We start from the raw sequence: 23,038 nt of genomic DNA, 5'->3' as shown, positions 1-23,038 counted from the left end.
CCTTTGCCGGTGATGCGATGGCCGCCGTAGTTCAGGGTATTATCGAGGTCCGGTCACTGCTCGGGGGGCCGCCTGTCATCGTAGGCGGACTCGCTGTATTGTCGCGGTTGTCGAATCCCCACCGAGCCACGGTCGACCTCGATCTTGTGGATCGACTTCTCGGCGATATCCCCCAACTCGAAGTCCTGCGTTCTGCCAACGGCGCTGAGCCTGTCGAGCCGGCAGCCGTCTTACTGCCCACGCCGTACGGATCAGTGAAGGTCGACGTGCTCGAAGTCCGTCAGATCGAGATCGACCACCCCAGCGACGATCCTGGCGATCGTCTCCACGCTTCAGCGCACGCGTGGGCCAACGACACCGCCAGCGACATGACCATCGCGGTGATCCGGGCCCACGGCAATCTTGTCGAGGTCACCACCCCAGTTGCCGAGCCGGGCCCACTTATCGCGATGAAACTTCAGGCGGTGATGAATCGTTCCGGAGACAAACAAGGCACTGACCTTCTCGACATCGTGCACCTCGCGCTCGACGCAGCCACCCGCCCCGCGGCGATGGCGCAAATCAGCTCCGTCGATATTGCCGTTGCCCGCGACATCGCCCTTCACGTCAATCTGTGGTTCAAGGAGAGACGAGAGCAATCTCTCCAGCGGATCCGAGCAGCGGGCGACCGAGATATCGCCGCCGACGACTTCGATCTGGTCGCCGAATTGCTAACTGACGCAACAGATCATCAACGCTGACCACAAACGGGCTATGTCGGACGCGGGAACCGGCCCGGGTGACATTAGTGAAAAACTCCCGTAAGTACGGTGTCGACGTGTTCGACGATCTGCTCACCGACTGGGCCTGTGTCCTCCCCGTTCTGAGCGCGTCGCGGAGTCCGGGCGGTCACGCCATACTGTTCGACTTCGTATCGGCGTCCGACACCGCCGGACGCCGATACGTGTTCACGTCAGCTCGCGGAAACGCCAACGCTCCCGCCGAGGTGGCGGGCGAAGAACCGAGCCGAACTGTCGCGCTCGTAGTCGGGCACCGGATAGTGCCTGCCCGAGTAGGCGTGCAGCGTCTTCTCCTTCGAGCCGAAGGCATCGAACAACGCCACCCCTGACGTGCGGTCGTAATCCTTGTCGTCCCAAGGGATCCGGTACTCGACCGGGACCGTGAGCTTTCGCGCTGCCTCGAGGAGGGAGCTGTCCACAAAAACTCCCCCGAAGCTCACGGCAGCGATCCTGGATTCGACCGGGGCCAACATGAGCCCGGTCACGACCCCTAGCGACACGCCGCCGAAGCCGATCGGAGCGTCGGCGTTGACGTCGGGCAGCGTTTGCAGAGCGTCGATGGTCGCCTGCCATTCCGGCACTGCACGCTCCGCCAACGATCGGTTGTACTCGACGACGATCGGGGCGATCGGCTCGTGGGCCGCCCTAGCCTGGCGGATTGCCTCGCCCCACTGTTCGTCCTGTGTGCTCCGCGGCCGGTCGCCGTGTCCGGGCGCGTCGATCGCGGCGACTGTGAACCCGTGGGAGCTCACACTGTGGAGTGCGCTGGCAATCAGTCCGGGTGCCTTCTTGTGCATGCCGCCGGAGTGCCCGGACAGCAGAAGGGGTGATTCGACAGATCCGGACGCGGGTGACCAGAGCACACCGGTGATGTCATCCAGAATGAAATGGCGTTCGACGACCCCGTTCAACGTCGTCTCGGAAGTGAATTCGATGGTCTGAGAATTGGATTGCATGGTGTTACCTTTCGGGATTGCCTACTCGAGGCGCTCCCGGCGACACCTACGTCAATCGCCGATCCGTGAACACGAGTGGGAGCACCCACATGGTTACAGCGTTCATGGGTCTCACCTCCTGGCGTGTTGTCACGGTCTCGCACAAGCTATCAATCCGAACCGAAGCTCGTCCAATCATTTTTCCAGCGCGCCCGACCGCGGTCATACCCGCGATCGGTCGACGCTCTCGCGGACGGCACGGATGTAGCGGCGCGTCACAAACGCCTGAACTCGACGTCCGATCGGAGCGCCGAGACGCACCCACCACGTTCCAGGCTTGGAGAATGCGACGATCTCGATACGAACCGCTTGGCTGGTCTCGTCGAACTGGACGGCGAACAATTCCTCCCCGCATTCGGGGTGGCCTGCGCGGGTTCCGTACGCGAAGCCCTTGCGATTGGGGTCGTCGACGACATAGACGATCCGAACCGGAATAGTCACCGGACCGAGTCCGAAAGTCGCATCCTGACCTGCCACCGCGGTCGGGGCTGCCGAGCGGACGGTAAGACCGGCTCCGCGGTGCATTCCCCATTCCAGGACGGTACGAGCTGCAACCGCGAAATCTTCACGTCCGGATCCGACCGTCGCGATCTCGTGAACGTGGTGATAGCCAGCGGGGAGAACGCCTGCCGTCGCGCCCACCTCGAGGTACGTCAGTCCGCTCGGGCCGGACGCCATCACTGCTCGCGTCGGTGGCTGAGGATGTTGATCACGTGACCGTCGGGGTCGGTGGCGAAGAACCTGCGCACACCCCACGGCTCCTCGGTGACGGGATAGACGATCGTGTCGCCGCGTTGCACTGCGGCCTCGTACGCCGCATCGAGATCGTCCACCTCGACGGAGACGTCCGGCACGACGGGGGCATGAGCGTCGTGCGTCATGATGCTGATCTGCAAGGACGGATCCGTCGGCGAAGCCAACGTCACGATCCACCCGTGATCCATGACAACTTCGAGGCCCAGCACTTCGGTGTAGAAGCGCTGCGCGGCCTCGAGCGAACTACTCGACAGATCCGAAACTATCCGCGTGACGGCCATGTCCCGGAGGCTACGCCGCCGCCGGAGTCCACCGCGACTTGACGAGGCGCTCGATGTCACCGGAAAGTTCGTCGCTGACGATTCCCGGAAGCAGGATCTGCCACATCTCGTCGACACGATCCGGAAGGTCCGAGCGTCGGGTGAGAACATTCGAAACCAGCTGTACCCCGGTGAATGCCGAGGGCATGAACCTGCCGAACGATTCTGCGCTGACCGATTTTCGGATTTCACCTTCCGCCTGAGCTCTGGCGGTGAGATCCGTGATTGCCGAGATCCATTCGGCGTACGGTTCCACCGGCCCCTCGTACGTGCTCAGTTCCAGCGTCAGGCGAATGCCCGCGCGAACGATCGGCTCGTCGACAATCTGACGTGCCATTTCGTGCGTGAGCATGATCATCTGTTCCAACGGGTCCTTGCCCGTCGCGGAAATCGCCTGCACCGATTCGATCGAGAGCCGATGCTGTTCGGCAATGATGAATTGCGCGAGCTCGTCCTTCGACGCGAAATGGAAGTACAACGCGCCCTTGGTAGTACCGGCCCCCGAGACTATGTCGGCCATGCTGGTGCTGCCGTAACCAGTCTTCTCGAACTGCGCGGCCGCGCCGGCAACGATTTGCTGCCGAGTCAGCTCGGCGCGTGCTTGCTTGACCACTGAATCCCTCTCGTCCTCCAAAGGCCCCCGCCCAGCAAACCCCACGGTTCGCGCCACACTCCAGCTATACCCAAAAACTTCACAATTGCCCCACATTACCAGCGCTCCTTCCATTGCTTCAATTACGAATGCAACAAAGGCGCTGGTCAGACGTCCGATTTAGAGGGAATCTCCTCTCCCCAACGTGCTTTCGTCAACCCGCGCACGGTCCACCAACTCTCCGACGAGGAGCGTCAACTCCATCATCTGGTCCGTGATTTCCTCACGCAACTGCGTTGCATCTGCCTCGGAAATCGCGCCGGACTTGGTATCGAAAGACATCAACAACTCGATATTGGTGCGAAGTGCAGTCAACGGAGCCAGAAGGTCCTGGCCCGCTTCGGTGATCAGACTTCTCTGGCGCGCCCGCGATTCCGACAACGTCCCGAGCATCCGATTGAAACTGACTGTCAACGACGCCAACTCGTCGTCGCCGGTCACCGGAATCGGCGCAAGATCATCCGTTTCGGCAACCCGCCGCGTTGCCGCAGTGAGTCGCGCAATTGGCCGTAATCCTGTGCGTGCCACAGCATCTCCGGCCGCGTAAGCGAGTGCGATACCGGCCGCCCCGAGTGCCGCCAACACCACTGCGAGTCGCTTGAGGACCGAACGTGTCGGCCCCAAGGATTGCGCGACAACCAAAGTTTGGCCCGCAACCGAGGGCTCGACAAGAATTCGATACGCATCGACGGTTGCGATCGTCTGCGACGAATTGCCGTCTGCGATCGACCTGATGGCGTCTGCGCTGGTGCTGAACGGTGGCAGACCGGGAGTCGCCGTCACCAATGCGCCGTCGGCAGTGAGAAGCCCCACCGCCTGGATGACCGCTGTATCCGCGCCGGCCGTCAATCCCAGAACCGGTGTGACACCGCCGAAATTGACGGTGTCGGTGATCGCGTCACTCGTGCGCTCGAGTTGTCGATCGACGTTGCCTTGCAAATACGCGTTGAACACGATGTACACCGCCGATGCCGACACGATCACCGCGATCGCCACCAGGCCTGCAGTCAGCAATTTCACGCGCGCATGGAGCGTCCGCACGTGAATTCCCGATGGTTTTCGACGGCTCATTCCGGGAACCGACACTCTCATGCGCGGTCCCGCAGTGCGGCGTCGAAAGATCCCAACATCCCTCCAGTATGGTCACGGAACCTTAGACGAACCTGAAGCGAACGCGATGTCGGCCTCACAGCGCCGTTCCACTACCGAAAGCCGTGAGCCAGTCCACCGCCCCGGCTTCGGTGTCGAATGCCGGAGCGGTCGCCGGGATCGGTGGTCGTTCGACGACGATCACCGGGATCGACAATTGCCTGGCGGCGGCGATCTTTGCGTACGTCTGCTCGCCGCCACTGTTCTTGGTGATCACGACGTCGATGCCGTGAGTTCTCATCAGATCGACTTCCGCTTCGACGTCGAATGGGCCACGTGCGAGCAGCAATTGCGAGTGAGGCGGCAATGTCCCTGAAGGCGGATCGATGGAACGCACGAGAAACGAGACGTCCTTCACACGGTCGAACGCCGAAACTCCTTGCCTCCCGATCGTCAGAAAAGCGCGTGAGCCGACCGTCGGCACCAATTCTGCGGCGTGATCGAGACTGCGTACGGGAAGCCAAGTGTCGCCGAGTTGCTCGCGCCACGGGGGGCGTCGGTACATGGCGTACGGAACGGAATTCGCGAGGCACGCGTCGAATGCATTTTTGGTGATGCGAGCGGCAAACGGATGTGTGGCGTCCAGCACTGCACGAATATCGTTGTTCGACAACCACTCCGAGAGTCCTTCGGCTCCCCCGAACCCACCGATGCGCACTTCCCCCTCCTGCCATCGAGGATCACGAACCCGGCCGGCCAGCGATGTGACAACTTCGAGGTCGGCTGAACCGGCCAACCGAGAAGCGATCACTCGACCTTCACCCGTGCCGCCGAGCAGGAGCACGCGACGACGAGTACCCGTCGGGGTCAGTGTGTGCTTCTCTCACGCGCCGCCGAGTAGAGATAGCTGTCCGGGAATCCTTCAGCAGTCAACACTCGGCCCACGATCACAACGGCCGTCTTCGTGATGCCGGCTGTATGAACAAGTTCGACGATCGTCTTCAAAGTGCCTCGAACAACGATCTCCTCGGGCCGCGAGGCGAAGGCGACGACCGCCACCGGGCAGTCCTCGCCGTAATTGTCGGCCAACTCGGATGCGATCTGTTCGATGCGATGAGCGCCGAGGTGAATCACCATCGTGGCGCCGCTGCGGCCCAGGGACCGCAGATCCTCGCCCTCCGGCATTGCCGTCGACAAGGTGGAGACTCGGGTGAGAACAATGGTCTGCGAGACGCCTGGGACGGTCAACTCACGCCTCAGCGCGGCGGCGGCCGCGGTAAATGCAGGAACACCGGGAATCATGTCGAAATCGACACCCGCGGCGTCCAGGCGACGAGCCTGCTCGGCTACCGCGCTGAAGATCGACGGATCACCGGAATGCAGACGCGCGACGTCCAGCCCGGCGGAATCCGCTTCGACAAGGATTGCAGTGATCTCGTCCAGGCTCAGGCGAGCGGTGTCCACGACCTGCGCTCCGACCGGGCACCACTCGAGCAACTCCGCCGGGACAAGGCTGCCGGCGTACAAGCACACAGGGCTCGCAGCGATGATGCGTTGCGCGCGGACAGTGATCAGATCTGCCGCACCGGGACCCGCACCGATGAAATGAACGGTCATTGTGTGGATTCCTCCGGCGTATCTGTGTCTGCGCCTGCAGACGGCTGACTTTTTGTGACGGACCATTGGACCACCGGAAGTTGTGGTCGCCAAACGTTGAACGCGCCCAAAGGCTCGGCGCGCTGCACCTGAAAGCGTCGCAGCGTCCCACCATGGCGACTCATCCAGCCGAGCAGCAACGATTCGGACTCGGCAGTCACGGCGTTGGCAACCAGACGCCCGCCCACGCTCAACTGCTCCCAGCACGCTTCGAGCATTCCCGGTTGCGTGACGCCGCCGCCGACGAACACCGCATCGGGACGCCGAACCTCTTCCGCAAACGCCTCGGGCGCGGTCCCTTTCACTGCCAACGCAGGCACGCCGAGATTGAGTGCATTGGCACCGATCTGCGATACCCGGCTCGCCACCTTCTCGAATGCTGTTGCAGTGCAACGCGGGTGGGTTCTCATCCACTCGATGGCGACGGTTCCCGACCCTCCGCCGACGTCCCAGAGGTGTTCTCCCGGCGCCGGTGCGAGTGCACACAACGTCAATGCGCGGATCTCCTGCTTGGTCATCTGACCGTCGCCGACAAACGCAGCATCCGGTAGACCCGGGATTCGAGTCAGCCGCAACGGGTGATCGACCGAGATGCACTCGACGGCCAGAACGTTCAACGCGTCCACGTCCTCGTCCGCGTGGTCCCACTCGTCTGCCACCGTGACGGTCCGCGATTCCTCGGCCCCGCCCAGCTGGGCCAGCACAGTCAGAGTCGATCGTCCGAAGCCCGCGGCGGACAACAGACGAGCCACCTCCCCCGGTGTCGAGCGCCCGTTGCTCAGAACCAACAGGCGTGCGCCATCGACCACTGCCGCCAAGACGGTCGCCGAGTCTCGGTTCACCAGGCTCACGACGTCGACCTCGGCCGATGCCCATCCCATTCGCGCGCTCGCCAACGCCACCGACGACGGGTGCGAGATCACTCGCACGTTGTCCGCGCCGAGCAGCCGGACCAACGTGACACCGAGGCCGTGGAACATCGGGTCACCGCTGGCGAGCACACATACTTTGCGGTCCGCGTTCTCTGCGAACATCGACGGCAACGCCGGAATCATCGGAGACGGCCAGGTGAGCCGGGTGGGCGCACGCCGTGCCCCGAGATGTGCCGCCGGGACCAAGTCCAGCTGGCGCGGCGACCCCATCAGGACCTCCGCACCGAGGATTGCACCCTGCGCGCTCTCGGACAGCCCTTCCCAGCCGTCGGCGCCGATGCCGACGATCACCACCGGGTGTGCGGTCATCGCGGCATCCGGCGCCAGATCGTCTGAGGCAGAAGCCGCATGACGAAGAACACCGGCTGCAGAATTCGCGGAACCCACACCCGAGTCGCCCCGGAGTTCAGTCCCCGTACGACGGCGTCGGCGACCTGCGACGGAGTGCTCGACATCGGGGCAGGCGACATTCCCTCGGTCATCTTCCCGATGACGAACCCTGGCCGTACCAACATCAACTGCACGCCCGAACCGTGCAGCGCGTCGCCCAGACCGCTGGCAAAACCTTCCAAGCCGGCCTTTGCGCTCCCGTAGACGTAGTTGGCGCGGCGAACCCGAACGCCGGCGACGGACGAGAACACCACGATCTTTCCGGTTCCCTGTCGGCGCATGATCTCCGCGAGGTGCGTGAGGATGCTGATCTGCGCCACGTAGTCGGTGTGCACCACCGCGACCGCATGCGCCGCGTCGGTTTCGGCACGCGCCTGATCGCCGAGAATTCCGAAGGCCAGCACTGCAACCGAAATCCGACCGTGCTCGGCGACTACGGCGTCCAGGAGGTCTCCGTGCGTGTCGACGGCGTCGGCGTCGAACTCGACGGTGGAGACGCCGACCGCTCCGGCGTTCCTGAGCATCTGCTCCTGCTCCGACAGCTCGCCGCTGCGTCTGGCAGCCAGAACGATGTTGCGGCCCGGCGCGAGCCTGACCGCGATCTCGAGGCCGATCTCACTTCGTCCGCCGAGGAGCAGTACCGTCTCGATGTCATTCACGTTCGCACCCGCAGTCACCGCTCCAGTGTCCTGGATTACCGTCGTGGCATGACGCTCACCCCCTCCACCACGCCATCGGCACAGCAGACTCTCACCGAAGACGGGCTGAAGTTCGTCGGTGAATACCACCTCGCGACACTCACGACGTTGCGTCCGAACGGCACCCCACACGTCGTGGCCGTCGGGTTCACCTGGGACCAGGAAGCCGGAAAGGCGCGCGTGATCACCAGCGGTGGTTCACAGAAGGCGATAAACGCAGCGCGTGGCGGATACGCCGCAGTCAGTTCGGTCGACGGTGGTCGCTGGCTCACGCTCGAAGGGCCGGCACGCGTGCTCGCCGACGAGGACTCCGTGGCCGACGCCGTTCGGCGCTATGCCGAGCGGTACCGCCAGCCACGGGTCAACCCAGCGCGCGTGGTCATCGAAATCGACGTCACCCGCATCCTCGGGTCCGCGGCGTTCAAGGAAAGCTGATCAGCCGAGGACAGTCAGGCCGTGCGGACGGTTGTTGAACGACTCGCAACCGTCCGCGGTCACGACGACGATGTCCTCGATACGGGCACCCCAACTGCCGCGGAAGTAGATTCCCGGTTCGATGCTGAAGGCCATACCTTCGACGAGTTCGATGGTGTTGCCCTCGACGATGTACGGCTCCTCGTGCACGGACAGCCCGATACCGTGACCGGTGCGGTGAACGAAGACCTCCGCAAGACCTTGTGCGGCAAGCACTTCGCGGGCGGCAACGTCGACGGATTCTGCGGATACTCCTGGCCGCACCGAATCGACGGCAGCCTGCTGTGCCGCTTCGAGTACCGCGAACTGCGCTGATACCTCGGCGGACGGCTGTCCCATGCTGTACGTGCGGGTGGAATCCGAGTTGTAGCCGGGCTCGACCGGTCCGCCGATGTCGATCACGACGACATCGCCGCTCTCGATCACCCGGTCCGAAACCTCGTGGTGCGGATCGGCGCCGTGCGGGCCTGATCCGACGATCACAAACGCGGCCTCGGTGTGCCCCTCTTCGAGAATCGCCTCCGAAATCGCCTCGCCCACTTCGGCTTCCGTACGGCCGACGATCAAGAACTCGGCCATGCGGGCGTGAACACGGTCGATCGCCGCACCGGCCCGTCGCAACGCCTCGATCTCGGCGTCGTCCTTGACCATCCGCAATTCACGCAAGACGCCGGTAGCGAGGATCGGCAACGCGCCCAAGGTGTCTGCGAGCGGGATCAGGTGCAATGCAGGCATCGCATCCGTCACCGCAACCTTGGCGCCGGTCGGGAGTTGCGCCGCCACAATCGCATACGGGTCGACACCGTCGACCCAGTCGAGGACGGTCAGCCCGAGATCGCCCACCGCCGATTCCTTCAACGACGCCAACTCCAAGCGAGGAAGCACGACAGACGCCTTCGCCGTATCCGCAGCGATGACCAACGCGGTCAAGCGCTCGAAGGAGTCGGCCCGAGAACCCGTCAGGTACCGCAGATCCGGGCCTGGAGTCACCACCAGACCGTCGAGCCCTGCTGATCGAGCCAACTCCGCGGCGCGAGCGATACGTGCGCCGTACACGGCGCTGGAGAATCGGGAATCCTGTTCGGCTGGAGACGTCATGGCTTACAGGTTAGTGCCGACTGGCAGGATGGTGACCATGAGTGGGCCATTGCTTCTCCTCGACGGTGCCAGCCTGTGGTTTCGTGCGTTCTACGCGCTGCCCGAGTCATTCGTCGACCCCGACGGAAGACCTGTCAATGCCGTGCGCGGTTTCACCGACATGGTGGCTTCCCTGATCACCAAACACCAGCCGAGTCGTCTCGCGGTGTGCCTGGACTTGGATTGGCGACCGCAGTTCCGCGTCGATGCAGTCCCGACGTACAAAGCGCATCGCGTCGAAGAAGGCTCTGACGGTTCGTCCGAAGAAGTTCCGGACACGTTGACGCCTCAGGTCGACATGATCATGGACGTGCTCGCAGCAGCAGGAATCGCGACGGCGGGTGCCGTCGGACTCGAAGCCGACGACGTGCTGGGAACGCTTGCCGCCACCGAGCGCGAAGATCTCACCGTCGTCGTCAGTGGTGACCGAGACCTTCTGCAGGTCGTCACCGACGAGTACGTGCCCGTTCGTGTCCTCTATGTGGGCCGTGGCTTGTCCAGGGCCGAACTCTTCGGACCGGTCGAGGTTGCCGAGAAGTACGGAGTACCCGGTGATCGTGCGGGCGAGGCATACGCCGAACTCGCGGTACTGCGCGGAGACGCCTCCGACGGTCTACCCGGCATCAAGGGTGTCGGTGAGAAGACTGCGTCGACGCTGATGCTGCGCTACGGCTCGTTGGCCGGACTTCGCGCGGCCGCAGCTGATCCGGAATCCGACATGGCCAAGGGAATTCGCGCAAAACTCACCTCACCAGAGGCCATCGCTTACCTTGATGCTGCGTTGCCGGTAGTACGAGTGGTTCGCGACGCGGACGTTCAGTTCTCGAAGGACGACCAACTCCCGGCGACCCCTGCCGATCCCGCACGCTTCGAGGAAGTGGCGGCCTCGCTGAACATCGAGCGCTCGGCCGGACGGCTTGCCGCCGCGCTCGCGGCTGCGGCGGCAGGCCGTTCCGACCAGTAGAGCGTCAGCTCGGGCGGCTGACCTCGTACGTGCCGTTGTCGTCGACAAACGTCACAGTCACGTTCGACTTCACACCCGCGATCGAAAGCGTGCAGGTGAACTTGTTGCCTGACTTGACTTCCTGGTCCGCGGGGCACTGAACGTTGCTCACGTTCTTTGCCCCGTAGGACTCGGTGACGATCTTTTCGACGCCGGCCTGAGCCGCGCTCTGATCGAGTGTGTTCTTGCCGAAGACACCGAACACCAGGGCCACCACGACAGCAGCAAGAACGACGAGAACACCGATCGCACCGAAGATCAAAGGCTTCTTCGACTTACCCGACTGGTTTCCGGGCGCACCGGGACTCGGGAACGGCTGAGCCTGGTTCCACTGATTCTGCTGTCCCGGCGCTTGGCCGGGAGCGGCGGCGCCCCATGCCTGCTGAGGTGCGGCAGCAGGCGGCTGACCCCAGGCCTGGGTTGCGTCAGGTGCCTGCTGTTGCCCGGGCTGACCCCACGGCTGAGCGGGAGGCTGCTGCTGGGGTTGTCCCCACGGCTGTTGCTGGCCGGGTTGTCCTTGTCCAGGTTGCTGCGGCTGACCGTACGCAGGCTGACCACCAGGCTGCCCGGGCTGGCCGTAGGCAGGTTGTCCCCACGGCTGTTGCTGGCCGGGTTGTTGACCGGGCTGCGGTGTTTGACCAGACTGACCCCACGGCTGCTGCTGGCCGGGCTGCTGACCAGGCTGCTGCTGACCGCCCGGCTGCTGAGGATTCTGCCCCCACTGCTGCTCGTTCGGCTGCTGCTGATCACCAGGACCCCATTGCCGATTCGGATCGTTCGGTCCGTAAGGCCCGCTCATGTTCGCCTCCCACTCGAAATACCAGTCTGCGAATCAAACCACATAGTTGCGGTCATGCTGCGTCGACAGCAACTACCCCGCGACGAATTGCAGCTACCGCCCGCGCCGCAGTCTTCGCGACGTCGGCATCCGTCGATGTCAGGCGGACCTGATCGAGCAGATCGATCACCTGACGACACCAACGTACAAAGTCACCCGCAGACAACGCACGGCCCTGCACTCCGGCCGCGATCAGTGCGTCGACAAGCGAGTTCTCACTCGCCCAGTGATAAACGGCGGTGACGAATCCGAGATCCGGTTCCCGCGTCGGCGGCAGCTTGTGACGAATCTCGTCCGACCGCAGTTCGCTCCACAATCGTTGAGTGTCGTTGAGGGCGTGACGAAGCGCCGCTGTCGGCACCCGATCAACGGTGTCGCCGTCCCGACGTGATTCGTAGACCACCGAGGAGACGACGGCCGCCAACTCGGCCGGGCTGAGACCTGTCCACGCCCCGGTCCGCAGGCACTCGGCGACCAGAAGGTCGCTTTCCGAGTAGATGCGGCTGAGTCGTCGTCCGGATTCGGTGACTTCGGGCGCTGCTTCGGCAGTCATGTACTCACGCTCTTTGAGTAGCGCAATGATGCGGTCGAACGTCCGCGCCAACGAGTTGGTGGTGGCCGCTGCCTTTTCCCTCATCGACTGCGTTTCCCGGGCCAGTCGGTTGTAGCGCTCACCGATCCGGCTCAGATGTTCACGATCGGGCCAGCTGTGGCACGGATGCGAGCGAATAGCGCGTCGCAAAGTAGCGACCTCGGCGTCTTCGGACGCGCCCGCCTTGTGGCGCTTCTTCCGCCGGGGGGCACTGATCCCGGTACTACGCAATGCCGAGGCCAGATCGCGCCGGATCCTTGCGGTGTGGTGATCGACATGCTTGGGCAGGCGCATCTTTCCCAGAACGTCGGCTGCTTCCGGGAAATCACCCGAGGAGAGTCGGCCGGCCCACTGATCGGCAGTCAAAACCAGCGGACGCGGGTCCTTCGGATCGTTGTCCGGGACGAGGACCACTGCCACCCCGGAATGACGACCGATGGGAATTGCGATCACGTCACCGCGGGCGAGTGCACGGAGGGACTCCACCGCATCTCCGCGTCGGTCTTCGCGGCCCTTACGTTCGAGCGCGCGCTCGCGCGCACTGAGCCGCTCACGCAACGACGCGTACTCGAAGTATTCGCCGTCCGCACCGCCGAGTTTCTCCTGCAAACCCTTCAGCGCTTCTTCGTTCCGCTCGATGCCACGCACCAGGCCGACCACCGAGCGATCCGCTTGGAATTGTGCGAAGGAACGCTCGAGCAGCTTCCGTGAATCGGCCGCGCCCATGCGTTCGACGAGGTTGATCGACATGTTGTACGAGGGGCGGAACGAACTGCGGAGCGGGAACGTCCGGGTCGACGCCAAGCCGGCGACATCCGTGGGCTCGACCCCGGGCTGCCACAGAACCACAGCGTGCCCTTCGACGTCGATGCCGCGTCGGCCTGCCCGACCGGTCAGCTGCGTGTACTCCCCCGGTGTCAGTTCGGCATGCGATTCACCGTTGTACTTGACCAGACGTTCGAGGACCACCGTGCGTGCCGGCATGTTGATGCCGAGGGCCAGCGTCTCGGTCGCGAAGACCGCCCGCACGAGACCCTTGACGAACAGTTCCTCGACTGTCTGGCGAAATGCCGGCAACATGCCGGCATGGTGAGAGGCCAGTCCGCGTCGCAGTGCCTTGCACCAGTCCCGATATCCGAGAACTTCGAGATCCTCCTCGGGTAGTTCCCCGGTGTGTTTCTCGATGATGGTGTCGATCTCGCGAACCTGCTCCGGCGAAGTCAGATCCAGTCGGGACCGCAGGCACTGTGCAAGAGCCGCATCACAACCGGCGCGGCTGAAGATGAAGGTGATCGCCGGGAGCAGTCCGGACTGGTCCAGCTGCGCGATGACGTCAGGTCGTGGCAAGGGTCGGAAATCGTTGGAACTCTGGTAGCTGCCACGACGCCCGCGGCCACGCGGCTGCCAGCTCTCGACGCGTTCGAGAGCCTGACGCTGCTTGACGTGGCGAACCAGATCCTGATCGACGAGCACGGTCTTCGGCCCAGCGGCAGGATGACTGCGGCTGTCGAAGAGATCGAAGATCCGTCGACCGACCATGATGTGCTGCCACAGCGGGATCGGCCGCGTCTCGTCGACGACCACGGTGGTGTCGCCGCGGACGGTTTCCATCCAGGAGCCGAATTCTTCGGCATTGCTCACGGTCGCCGACAAACTCACCAGCCGAACATCCTCGGACAGGTGCAGGATCACTTCCTCCCACACCGCACCACGGAACCGGTCCGCCAGGTAGTGCACTTCGTCCATGACTACGTGCGAAAGCCCGCGCAGTGCCTCGGAATTTGCGTAGAGCATGTTCCGCAGGACTTCAGTGGTCATGACGACCACCGGTGCGTCGGAGTTGATACTCGAATCACCCGTCAGCAGGCCGACCTCGCTCGGGCCGTACCGCTCGACGAGTTCTGCGTACTTCTGATTACTCAACGCCTTGATCGGCGTCGTGTAGAAACACTTGCGGCCCGCCGCGAGAGCCAGGTGGACAGCGAACTCGCCGACCACGGTCTTGCCTGCGCCGGTCGGCGCGCAGACAAGGACTCCGTGGCCCGCTTCGAGCGCAACGCATGCCTTCACCTGGAATGGATCGAGTTCGAACTTCAGGCTGGACGCAAACGTGCTCAGTTCACTCTTGTTCATAACCACCTCGTCAGGGTTTCACACGCCGCCGACGTGGTGGCACGGCGCTCAGAGGGTGTCAGTGAAATCCTGACCGGGCGCGTTGTCGCCGCCGGTGTCGGATTTCTCCGCAACCGGAGCCTTGGACTTGGACTTACGTCCGAACAAACCACTCGATTCGGCCTTGGGTTTGGTCGGATTGTCGAAAGCCTCGTTCAGATCGGACGGAGACGAGATGGAGGACGCTTCCTCGTCGGACAGTGCGCCCCAGTCTTCACCGGCTCGCTTGGCCTTACGTTTGTCGTTGAGGCGAGCGATCTGAACAGCGACCTCGAAGAGAAGCGTCAGGGCCAGCGCGAGCGCCAGCATCGAGAACGGATCCGAACCCGGCGTGGCGACTGCAGCAAATACGAAAAGCCCGAAGATCAATCCTCGACGCCAGGCCTTCAAACGCTCGTACGTCAGAATGCCGGCAAAGTTCAGCACGACGACGAGCAGTGGAATTTCGAAGCTGACACCGAAGATGAGCAGCAGGTTGATGATGAAGCCGAAGTACTCCGAACCACTGAGCGCGGTGATCTGGACGTTGTCACCGATGGTCAGGAGGAAGTGCAAAGCCTTCGCCACGACGAGGTACGCCAGGATCGCGCCGAGAATGAAGAGTGCGGCACCGGCGGTGACGAATCCGACCGCGTATCGACGTTCTTTGGCGTAGAGCCCCGGGGTGATGAATGCCCACAATTGGTAAAGCCACACTGGGCAGGCAAGAACGATGCCGGCGGTGAGCGCCACTTTGAATCGCAGCATGAACTGCTCGAACGGCCCGGTCGCCAGCAATCGGCACGCGTCGTCGGTGCTGAGGTTGGCGCGACTCTCGGACGGAAGCTCGCAGTACGGTCCACGAAGCAGATCGCCCAGACTCTCGAGACCGAGTATCGAGTGTGAGTACCAGAAGAAGCCGAACGCCGTGGTGATGATCACGCCGAGGAATGCGAACAACAAACGAGTCCGCAATTCGTACAGGTGGTCGACCAACGACATGGTGCCGTCTGGGTTGACCTTCCGCTTGCGGTTACGCGGATCTAACGGAATACGCACTGTGCATCCTGGTCTTGGTCAGCAGACAACCGGGGTGAACGAATATTTCACCCCGGCTAGAACGCAGTGTGTACTAGAGCGGCTTGACTTCGGTCGGCTGCGCAACAGGTGCTGCTGCACCGTTTGCGACCACCGCGGTGTTGGCCGTCGGCAACTGTGCCGGAGCAGGCTGTGCGACCGGCGCGCTTGCGGGCGCCGCATCGTCGTTCTGCATTTCCTTGACTTCGCTCTTGAAGATGCGGAGTGAACGACCCAGACCGCGTGCTGCATCGGGAAGCTTCTTCGACCCGAACAGAATTACGACGACAACAGCGACAATCAGCCAATGCATCGGCTGCATTGCACCCATAACGACCTCCCATGATCAGATTCCTCGATGCTACCGGACACAACCGGCGCTCGGAGGTGTCAAAGCACTTACTTCAGCTACCTTTTACCTGTTTGTTTCCTGCGAACCCACTGAACGCGCAGTTTCCCCAACTTTTACGAACCGATTACGTCGTAGGCGTCGAGTGCCGCAACGGCCCGATCATGGACTTCAGAGACCAGTTCCGGCGGATGAAGGACCCGAACTCCCTCACCGAATCCCAACACCAGCCTTGCCATCCATTCGAGTGTTCCGAAACTCATCGTCGCCTCGACCGACCCGTCACCGTTCACGTGCTCGACGTCCATCGGGTAGTAGTCGAGCATCCACACCCACTCTTTGGTGATGAACAACCGTGCTTCCGGAAGGGAACCGTCGCCGCTGAACAACTCGAGATTCGAATCCTCCTCGAGGGCCTGCGGCGGCGGGTCGGCCGGCTCGTCGAGTTGGACGGCGGCATCGATCCGATCGAATCGGAACAACCGCACACCCTCGGCCTGACGGCACCAGGCCTGGAGGTAGCTGTAGTTGTCGACCAACACGATACGAACGGGATCGACGATGCGCTCGGAGACCGCGTCACGCGAGGCCGAGTAATACGTCAATCGCAGGGCGGTCTTGTCTGCGAGCGCGGCTCTGACCGTCGCGGCGATCGGGTCTTCGGCGATGTCCGGCGCCGGCGATGTATCCCGGTCCTGACCGATAGCTCGTGCCGCGGCCGAGCCTGCTGCGTCCTCGATCTTCGCGATAGCGCGCTGGGCCGACGACGGATCGACCATGCCCGGCATTTCCACCAACGACCGAAGGGCGATCAGCAATGCCGTCGCTTCGGTAGAGGTGAGGCGCAGCGGGCGATCGATCCCGGCCGAGAACGTGACCTCGATACTTTCCTCGGAGAAGGACAGGTCGATGAGATCGCCGGGACCGTACCCGGGCAGTCCGCACACCCACAGCTGATTCAGATCGGTCATCAGTTGAGTCGTGCTGACGCCGAGTTCCTCGGCCGCCTCGGCGGGACTGATGCCCGGATTCGCGATGAAGTACGGCACGAGGTTGAGCAGCCGTGCCAACCGCGATGACAGTCGATTGCTCATCAGTTGTCCCCCTGTCCGTCATTGCTGGTGGCCGGGCTCGCCGCGGCGGCGCGAAGCTTCGCGACGACCTCAGCACGCAAATCCGGTGGATCCAACACCAGTGCATCCAAACCGTGACCGGCGATCAACCGAGCGGTCCATTCCCAGGATCGGACGGGAATGGCCAGCACGCTGCCATCACGATCGGTCAGCCGCCGATCGGACGACGACGTCGCAAGCCGCCGAAGCTCATGTGCGCGGCCGTCTGCGACCCAGACCGTGGCGGTTCCGGTGACGACTCCCGATCCGGTCACGCGGTCGACGACCTCGCGAAGATCAACACCTTCGGGTTTGTGAACCGAACCGGCCGGGCCGAACTCCCTGACATCGTCACCGATCCGGGAGAGCCGGAAGGTCCTCACCGCATCACGGTCGACGTCGTGCCCGACCAGATACCACTTGCCGTTGTGCGTGACTACGCCCCACGGCTCGACGGTGCGCTCGGTGAACGGTTCGTTCAACGCGCCGCGGTGCTGAAAATGAACTGCTCGTCCGGCGTCGACGGCTGCAAGCAGCTTGCCGAGCGCGGGCTCCGAACCGCGGGTGCGCGCGGGAATCGCCGTGACCGGCGCGGCACTGACTTCTGAGTCGACCTGGACGCCGGCCGCTCGGAGTTTGAGTAGTGCACTCTGGGCTGCCGAAATCAGTTCCGGCGACTCCCACAACTGCACGGCGACGGCAACCGCAGCAGATTCCTCGCTGGTGAGGTCAACGTCCGGAAGCTCATAGGCATTGCGATTGATCCGATAACCCTCGACCGTCGAGAACCGTCCTGCCAGACCGGTTTCCAACGGGACACCCAGGTCACGAAGTTCGTTCTTGTCGCGTTCGAACATGCGACTGAACGCTTCGTAGTTCGCGGAATCGTTGTACCCGGCCACACTGTCGCGGATTTTCTCCGCCGTGAGGAACTGTCTGGTGGACAGCAATGCGATCACCAGGTTCATCAACCGCTCGATTTTTGATGTCGCCACGCCGAAATCCTAGTGGCTATCCGATAACCGAACGCGCGCCGGACACTTTCGTGCCCGGCGCGTCGCCGCAAAACAGACCTGCCGTGTTGTAAATCGTGAAAGTGGGTGACCTACATCGAAGCGATCAAACGCTCGACACGCTCGTCGACGGAACGGAACGGATCCTTGCAGAGCACCGTTCTCTGCGCCTGGTCGTTGAGCTTGAGGTGAACCCAGTCGACCGTGAAGTCCCTGCCTGCGGCCTGGGCGGCAGTGATGAAGTCGCCTCGCAATTTGGCGCGCGTGGTCTGCGGCGGATTCTCGACGGCATCGTCGATCGTCTCGTCCTCGGTGACCCGCTTGACCAAGCCCTTTCGCTGCAGCACGTCGAAGACACCCCGGCCGCGTTTGATGTCGTGGTACGCCAAGTCGAGCTGCGCGATCTTGGGATCGGACAGGTCGAAACCGTGACGGTCCTGGTAGCGCTGGAACAGCTTGCGCTTGATGACCCAGTCGATTTCCGTGTCGACCTTCGCGAAATCCTGAGCTTCGACGGCATCGAGGGTGCGACCCCACAGGTCGACTACCTGCTCGACCTGCGGGTCCGGTTCGCGGTTACGCAGGTGTTCGACTGCCTTGGCGTGGTATTCGCGTTGAATGTCGAGGGCACTGGCCTGACGACCACCAGCTAGACGGACAGGCTTTTTACCCGTCACGTCGTGACTCACCTCGCGGATGGCACGAATCGGGTTGTCCAAAGCGAAATCGCGGAACGAAACCCCGGCTTCGATCATCTCGAGCACGAGTGCTGCAGAACCGACCTTGAGCATCGTCGTTGTTTCGGCCATGTTCGAATCGCCGACGATCACGTGCAGTCGGCGGTACTTCTCGGCGTCGGCATGCGGTTCGTCGCGGGTGTTGATGATCGGACGCGAGCGCGTGGTCGCCGACGAGACACCTTCCCAGATGTGTTCCGCACGCTGCGAGAGGCAGAACGTCGCGGCCTTCGGCGTCTGCAGCACCTTGCCGGCGCCGCAGATCAACTGGCGCGTGACGAGGAACGGCAACAAGACATCCGAAATGCGGGAGAACTCACCGGCGCGCGCGACGAGAAAGTTCTCGTGGCATCCGTACGAGTTTCCGGCCGAGTCGGTGTTGTTCTTGAAGAGGTAGATGTCGCCGCCGATCCCCTCCTCGGCGAGTCTCGCCTCGGCGTCGATCAGCAGTTCTTCGAGCACTCGCTCACCGGCACGGTCGTGATTGACCAACTGGATGAGGCTGTCGCACTCTGCGGTCGCGTACTCCGGGTGCGAACCCACATCCAGGTACAAGCGGGCTCCGTTACGGAGGAAGACATTGGAGCTGCGACCCCACGACACGACACGACGGAAGAGGTAACGAGCAACCTCGTCGGGGCTCAGTCGCCTGTGCCCGTGAAAGGTGCAGGTAACGCCGAATTCCGTCTCGATACCCATGATTCGTCTCTGCACACTTCGACACTACAACCAGAATGCGAGGTTCACCCGTGTACTTCGATCGCGTCGTAAGTCACGACTCGACAACGTCGGGCGGCGGCATAGTGTGACGGTGTGAGCCTTATTCGCCGAAAAGTTGTCCGAAGCGACGTCAAAGTCATGGAAAGCACTGGAGCACTGCGCCCTTCCGTGCTCGACCCGACCATGCGGTTTCTCTCCAGAGCTGCCGATCACGGCGTTTTGTGGATGGTTGTCGCGGCCTTGCTCGCGATGATCGGTGGCCGCCCCAGGAGGGCAGCGGCACGTGGGATGCTCGCGCTGGCAGGTTCGAGCGCGCTGGCCAACGGCATACTCAAGCCCCTCTTCCCCCGCCGGCGCCCACCGGCGCGTGTCTGGCTGAGCCCGAAGCGAGGCGTCGACATTCCGACGTCGTCCTCGTTCCCCTCCGGGCATTCGTCTTCTGCCGCGGCATTCACCGCGGCAGTGGCCATGGAGTCCCCGGCGGCGGGCGCCGCACTCGCGCCACTGGCCGCAGCAGTGGCGTACTCACGCGTTCACAACGGAGTGCACTGGCCGTCCGACGTCTTCGCAGGCCTCGCGGTCGGCGGCGCAATCGCTGCCGGCACACGTCGTTGGTGGGCGGTGCGAGACGAAGAACCCGCCGAACTCGGACCCGAGTGTGTGGTTCCCGCGCTCGCGCGCGGAGAAGGCTTGTTGGTCTTCACCAATCCTGGTTCAGGCTCCGAGGACGACGGGATCGTGGAATCGATTCGAGAACTGCTGCCGGAGGCCATCGTCTACGAGTTCGACGCGGACATCGACTTCGACATGCAGATCGATGCCAAGATCCCCGAACTCTCGCCGAAAGCGTTAGGAGTATGCGGCGGCGACGGAACAGTGGTCACGGTCGCGACCGCGGCGACAAAGCACGAGCTACCACTTGCCGTCTTTCCCGGCGGAACGTTGAACCATTTCGCCCGCGACGTCGGGGCGGTGAATGTCGAGGAGACCGCACAGGCAGTCGAGTCCGGTCAGGCGGCATTTGTCGACCACGCGGTGGTGCGCACGGATTCCGGAGTGACTGCACGGTTTCTCAACACAGCCAGCCTCGGAGGATACCCGGACGCTGTGCGTCTGAGGGAAAAGTGGGAACCGCGTTTCGGTAAGTGGCCGGCCGCTGGTGCTGCAATGATCCGGGTTCTCGCAGCGGCAGAGCCGATGACTGTCACCATCGACGGGAAGCGGACCACCATCTGGATGCTGTTCGTCGGAAACGGGCGATACTCCCCCGCTGATCAGGTGCCGATGTCGCGTCCGGAGATGAACCGTGGACTGCTGGACGTCCGCTACTTGCGCGCGGACAAGAAGTTGTCGCGTTCACGCCTGCTGTTTGCTGCTGCCACAGGAACATTGGGCAGCTCGCGGGTCTACGTTCGCGAACTCGTGTCCTCGATGTCGGTTCGAGTGGCCGATTCACCGGTCGCCATCGCCACCGACGGTGAAGTGGTGGCAGACGCGCGCCGGTTCGATTTCGACACCGAACCGGGCGCGGTGGCCGTCTACAGAATCACTCAGTAACTCCAGACCTGCAGTAACTCCCAGACCGACGCAGCAACTACGAGGGTGCGTCGCCGTTTGCCGGCGGCGCGTCCTCAGTTGCTGCCGGAGTTGGAAGCATCTCTTCCAATGCCGAACCAGCGATTCTTTTGAACGCACGGCGTGGACGGTTGCTGTCGAGAACGGCAACCTCGAGTGCACTCACATCGAGTGTTCGCGGTTCCGCCTCAGTGGTTCCGGCCGGCGCCGGACCGCCCTTTTGAAGCGCCCCGACCGCGAGCCGCACCGCGGATTCGAGGTCGAGGTCTCGCTGGTAGGACTCGCGCATCGCCGTCACGATCGGTTCGGTTGTACCGCCCATGACCACGAATTCCTGCTCGTCCGCGATGGAACCGTCGTACGTGATCCGGTAGAGCTGAGCCGGCGTACTACTCCCGAAACGGCCGATCTCGGCAACGCAGATCTCGACCTCGTACGGCTTGGGCTGCTCGGTGAAGATCGTTCCCAAGGTCTGTGCGTACGCATTGGCGAGGGAACGCCCCGTGACGTCCCGACGGTCGTACGAGTACCCACGCATGTCGGCGTGGACGATGCCCGCGCGGCGCAGATTCTCGAACTCGTTGTACTTGCCCACTGCCGCAAATCCGAGACGGTCGTACAGTTCACTGACCTTGTGCAGCGCCCTCGACGGGTTCTCGGCGACAAAGAGCACTCCGTCGCGGTAGGTGAGAACGACGACGCTGCGTCCGCGGGCAATTCCCTTGCGCGCCAATTCCGAACGATCGCGCATGATCTGTTCGGCTGATGCGTAGTACGGCATCGTCATAGCGCAGACTCCCCTTCCGGACTCGCTGTCGCAGTACGAGCCGCGACGATCTCCCTTGCGATCTCGGCAGCCTTGGCCGTCGACAACTCCACGGCACCGGCCGAGGTGATGGTGACCGCTGTCGGATAGATCCCGCGTGTCAGATCAGGACCACCGGTAGCCGAATCGTCATCTGCCGCGTCGTACAGCGCCTCGACTGCGAACCGAAGCGCGGTGTCCTCGTCGATTCCCGGGGAATACAGCTTCTTGAGCGCCGATTTCGCGAACAGGGAACCGGATCCGACTGCGTGATAGCCCGCGCGCTCCTCGTATCGCCCACCGACGACGTCGTAGGAGACGATGCGACCTGCCCTCGACGGATCGACCGCGTCCAGGTCGTAACCCACGAGCAATGGCACGACCGCCAAACCTTGCATCGCTGCTCCGAGATTTCCTCGAACCATCGACGAAAGTCGATTAGCCTTGCCGTCGAACGTGAGTGGGACGCCTTCGATCTTCTCGTAATGTTCGAGCTCGACCGCGAAGAGCCGGACCAGTTCGATTGCGATCCCGGCCGTACCGGCGATACCCGCAGCCGAGTAGTCGTCCGTGACGTACACCTTCTGCACGTCACGGCTGGCGATGAGGTTGCCCATCGTCGCTCGGCGATCACCCGCGAGCAGAACTCCACCCGCATAGCTGATCGCGACGATGGTGGTGCCGTGCGGAGCTACGTCTCCCCCGCCCATGACAACACCTCCTGTGTCGGCGAAGCGGTTCTGCGGAAGATGCTCCGGTGCATGCACCCGAAGGTATTCCGAGAATGACGACAGATTCGAGCCGAAGCTCAACCGTGTGTCCCCGTCGGTGATCCGGGGCGCGCGATCCACCGTCACTGGCCGCCCTTCTGGACATAGGCACGGACGAAGTCCTCGGCGTTCTCTTCCAACACGTCGTCGATCTCGTCGAGCAGGTCGTCGGTTTCTGCAGCGAGCTTCTCACGACGTTCCTGGCCGGCACTGCCGTCGCCACCAGTGGTTTCGTCGTCTTCGCCGCCACCGGCACGCTGCGTCTGTTCTTGAGCCATCGCCGTCGACCTCCTTGTGTGAAGGGAGCTCTCGCGAGCATCCTGTTCGGCCCAGCAGAGTCGGTAACTGATCCCGCTCGGACCTTCACCCTACCGAGCGGCACCGTCAGGTGTGGAGAGACGCGACGGCGAGCCGCATC

The 23,038-nt window shown here is 63.1% G+C and carries 24 protein-coding genes; 4 read left to right on the top strand and 20 right to left on the bottom strand.

What is annotated here, in order from left to right; genetic code table 11:
• Positions 1-17 precede the first annotated feature (17 nt).
• The gene (locus tag H351_RS17195) at positions 18-740 is read left to right on the top strand and encodes a nucleotidyl transferase AbiEii/AbiGii toxin family protein (protein WP_020907795.1); all 723 of its coding nucleotides are present in this window, start codon (positions 18-20) and stop codon (positions 738-740) included.
• A gap of 212 nt (positions 741-952) precedes the next feature.
• Here H351_RS17195 and H351_RS17190 read toward each other — a convergent pair whose 3' ends face one another.
• From H351_RS17190 to H351_RS17150, 9 genes are all read right to left on the bottom strand, one after another.
• Positions 953-1,735 carry an alpha/beta hydrolase family protein gene (locus H351_RS17190; protein ID WP_037119485.1) on the bottom strand — a complete coding sequence of 261 codons (783 nt, stop codon included), beginning with the start codon at positions 1,733-1,735 and terminating at the stop codon, positions 953-955.
• Between the two features lie 201 nt (positions 1,736-1,936).
• Positions 1,937-2,452 carry a DUF1990 domain-containing protein gene (locus tag H351_RS17185; protein WP_029255389.1) on the bottom strand — a complete coding sequence of 172 codons (516 nt, stop codon included), beginning with the start codon at positions 2,450-2,452 and terminating at the stop codon, positions 1,937-1,939.
• Positions 2,452-2,811, bottom strand: a complete 360-nt coding sequence (locus H351_RS17180; protein ID WP_029255390.1) for a VOC family protein — start codon at positions 2,809-2,811, stop codon at positions 2,452-2,454. The genes H351_RS17185 and H351_RS17180 overlap by 1 nt, the downstream gene beginning before the upstream one ends.
• 10 nt (positions 2,812-2,821) lie before the next feature.
• On the bottom strand, positions 2,822-3,463 hold the full coding sequence (locus H351_RS17175; RefSeq protein ID WP_019748499.1) for a ScbR family autoregulator-binding transcription factor: 642 nt from the start codon (positions 3,461-3,463) through the stop codon (positions 2,822-2,824).
• Between the two features lie 159 nt (positions 3,464-3,622).
• Positions 3,623-4,522 (bottom strand): HAMP domain-containing protein, encoded by a 900-nt coding sequence (locus H351_RS17170; protein ID WP_225320034.1) that lies wholly within the window; start codon positions 4,520-4,522, stop codon positions 3,623-3,625.
• A 166-nt stretch (positions 4,523-4,688) separates the two neighbouring features.
• Complete coding sequence (locus H351_RS17165) at positions 4,689-5,435, bottom strand: cobalt-precorrin-6A reductase (RefSeq protein ID WP_029255391.1); 747 nt, start codon at positions 5,433-5,435, stop codon at positions 4,689-4,691.
• Between the two features lie 23 nt (positions 5,436-5,458).
• Entirely contained in the window at positions 5,459-6,208 is a 750-nt protein-coding gene (gene cobM / locus H351_RS17160) for a precorrin-4 C(11)-methyltransferase (protein WP_029255392.1), read from the bottom strand.
• Positions 6,205-7,488 (bottom strand): bifunctional cobalt-precorrin-7 (C(5))-methyltransferase/cobalt-precorrin-6B (C(15))-methyltransferase, encoded by a 1,284-nt coding sequence (locus H351_RS17155; RefSeq protein WP_029255393.1) that lies wholly within the window; start codon positions 7,486-7,488, stop codon positions 6,205-6,207. The genes cobM and H351_RS17155 overlap by 4 nt, the downstream gene beginning before the upstream one ends.
• Positions 7,485-8,246: a decaprenylphospho-beta-D-erythro-pentofuranosid-2-ulose 2-reductase gene (locus tag H351_RS17150; protein WP_051636475.1), complete on the bottom strand. Its 762-nt coding sequence runs from the start codon at positions 8,244-8,246 to the stop codon at positions 7,485-7,487. Before H351_RS17150 ends, H351_RS17155 begins: the two co-directional genes overlap by 4 nt.
• 30 nt (positions 8,247-8,276) lie before the next feature.
• Here H351_RS17150 and H351_RS17145 point away from each other — a divergent pair, with 30 nt between their 5' ends.
• A complete protein-coding gene (locus tag H351_RS17145; RefSeq protein WP_019748505.1) occupies positions 8,277-8,702 on the top strand; it encodes a PPOX class F420-dependent oxidoreductase in 426 nt (141 codons plus the stop codon).
• Here the strand turns inward: H351_RS17145 and H351_RS17140 are convergent, their stop codons facing one another.
• Positions 8,703-9,839 carry a M24 family metallopeptidase gene (locus tag H351_RS17140; protein WP_021344317.1) on the bottom strand — a complete coding sequence of 379 codons (1,137 nt, stop codon included), beginning with the start codon at positions 9,837-9,839 and terminating at the stop codon, positions 8,703-8,705.
• A 37-nt stretch (positions 9,840-9,876) separates the two neighbouring features.
• Here H351_RS17140 and H351_RS17135 point away from each other — a divergent pair, with 37 nt between their 5' ends.
• Entirely contained in the window at positions 9,877-10,842 is a 966-nt protein-coding gene (locus tag H351_RS17135; RefSeq protein WP_029255395.1) for a 5'-3' exonuclease, read from the top strand.
• Between the two features lie 4 nt (positions 10,843-10,846).
• On the opposite strand, the gene H351_RS31465 is transcribed toward H351_RS17135, so the two are convergent.
• The 7 genes from H351_RS31465 to pafA all read right to left on the bottom strand — a co-directional run bounded on the left by H351_RS31465 (position 10,847) and on the right by pafA (position 19,464).
• Positions 10,847-11,680 carry a DUF4333 domain-containing protein gene (locus tag H351_RS31465; protein WP_080945669.1) on the bottom strand — a complete coding sequence of 278 codons (834 nt, stop codon included), beginning with the start codon at positions 11,678-11,680 and terminating at the stop codon, positions 10,847-10,849.
• 52 nt (positions 11,681-11,732) lie between these two features.
• Positions 11,733-14,444, bottom strand: a complete 2,712-nt coding sequence (locus H351_RS17125; protein WP_021344319.1) for a DEAD/DEAH box helicase — start codon at positions 14,442-14,444, stop codon at positions 11,733-11,735.
• A gap of 48 nt (positions 14,445-14,492) precedes the next feature.
• The gene (gene tatC, locus H351_RS17120) at positions 14,493-15,521 is read right to left on the bottom strand and encodes a twin-arginine translocase subunit TatC (RefSeq protein WP_019748510.1); all 1,029 of its coding nucleotides are present in this window, start codon (positions 15,519-15,521) and stop codon (positions 14,493-14,495) included.
• 73 nt (positions 15,522-15,594) lie between these two features.
• A complete protein-coding gene (gene tatA, locus H351_RS17115; RefSeq protein WP_003944836.1) occupies positions 15,595-15,870 on the bottom strand; it encodes a Sec-independent protein translocase subunit TatA in 276 nt (91 codons plus the stop codon).
• Positions 15,871-16,004: 134 nt separating this feature from the next.
• Positions 16,005-16,982 (bottom strand): helix-turn-helix transcriptional regulator, encoded by a 978-nt coding sequence (locus tag H351_RS17110; protein ID WP_020907807.1) that lies wholly within the window; start codon positions 16,980-16,982, stop codon positions 16,005-16,007.
• Positions 16,982-17,995 carry a helix-turn-helix transcriptional regulator gene (locus H351_RS17105; protein ID WP_019748512.1) on the bottom strand — a complete coding sequence of 338 codons (1,014 nt, stop codon included), beginning with the start codon at positions 17,993-17,995 and terminating at the stop codon, positions 16,982-16,984. The genes H351_RS17110 and H351_RS17105 overlap by 1 nt, the downstream gene beginning before the upstream one ends.
• A 110-nt stretch (positions 17,996-18,105) precedes the next feature.
• Complete coding sequence (gene pafA, locus H351_RS17100; protein WP_007729869.1) at positions 18,106-19,464, bottom strand: Pup--protein ligase; 1,359 nt, start codon at positions 19,462-19,464, stop codon at positions 18,106-18,108.
• 144 nt (positions 19,465-19,608) lie between these two features.
• On the opposite strand from pafA, the gene H351_RS17095 reads away from it, so the two are divergent.
• Positions 19,609-21,027, top strand: coding sequence for a phosphatase PAP2 family protein (locus H351_RS17095; protein WP_201026948.1), 1,419 nt, complete (start codon positions 19,609-19,611; stop codon positions 21,025-21,027).
• A gap of 37 nt (positions 21,028-21,064) precedes the next feature.
• Here H351_RS17095 and prcA read toward each other — a convergent pair whose 3' ends face one another.
• The 3 genes from prcA to H351_RS17080 are packed head-to-tail and all read right to left on the bottom strand — an operon-like array spanning position 21,065 to position 22,898.
• Complete coding sequence (prcA, locus tag H351_RS17090; RefSeq protein ID WP_019748514.1) at positions 21,065-21,832, bottom strand: proteasome subunit alpha; 768 nt, start codon at positions 21,830-21,832, stop codon at positions 21,065-21,067.
• Positions 21,829-22,707: a proteasome subunit beta gene (gene prcB / locus H351_RS17085; protein ID WP_019748515.1), complete on the bottom strand. Its 879-nt coding sequence runs from the start codon at positions 22,705-22,707 to the stop codon at positions 21,829-21,831. The genes prcA and prcB overlap by 4 nt, the downstream gene beginning before the upstream one ends.
• Positions 22,704-22,898 carry a ubiquitin-like protein Pup gene (locus tag H351_RS17080; RefSeq protein ID WP_003944925.1) on the bottom strand — a complete coding sequence of 65 codons (195 nt, stop codon included), beginning with the start codon at positions 22,896-22,898 and terminating at the stop codon, positions 22,704-22,706. The genes prcB and H351_RS17080 overlap by 4 nt, the downstream gene beginning before the upstream one ends.
• Positions 22,899-23,038: the final 140 nt, after the last annotated feature.

This window comes from Rhodococcus erythropolis R138 (genome assembly GCF_000696675.2).
Taxonomy (GTDB): Bacteria; Actinomycetota; Actinomycetes; order Mycobacteriales; family Mycobacteriaceae; genus Rhodococcus_F; species Rhodococcus_F erythropolis.
The sequence above is the reverse complement of the archived record's forward strand: the minus strand, read 5'-3'. Positions and strand labels throughout refer to the sequence as shown.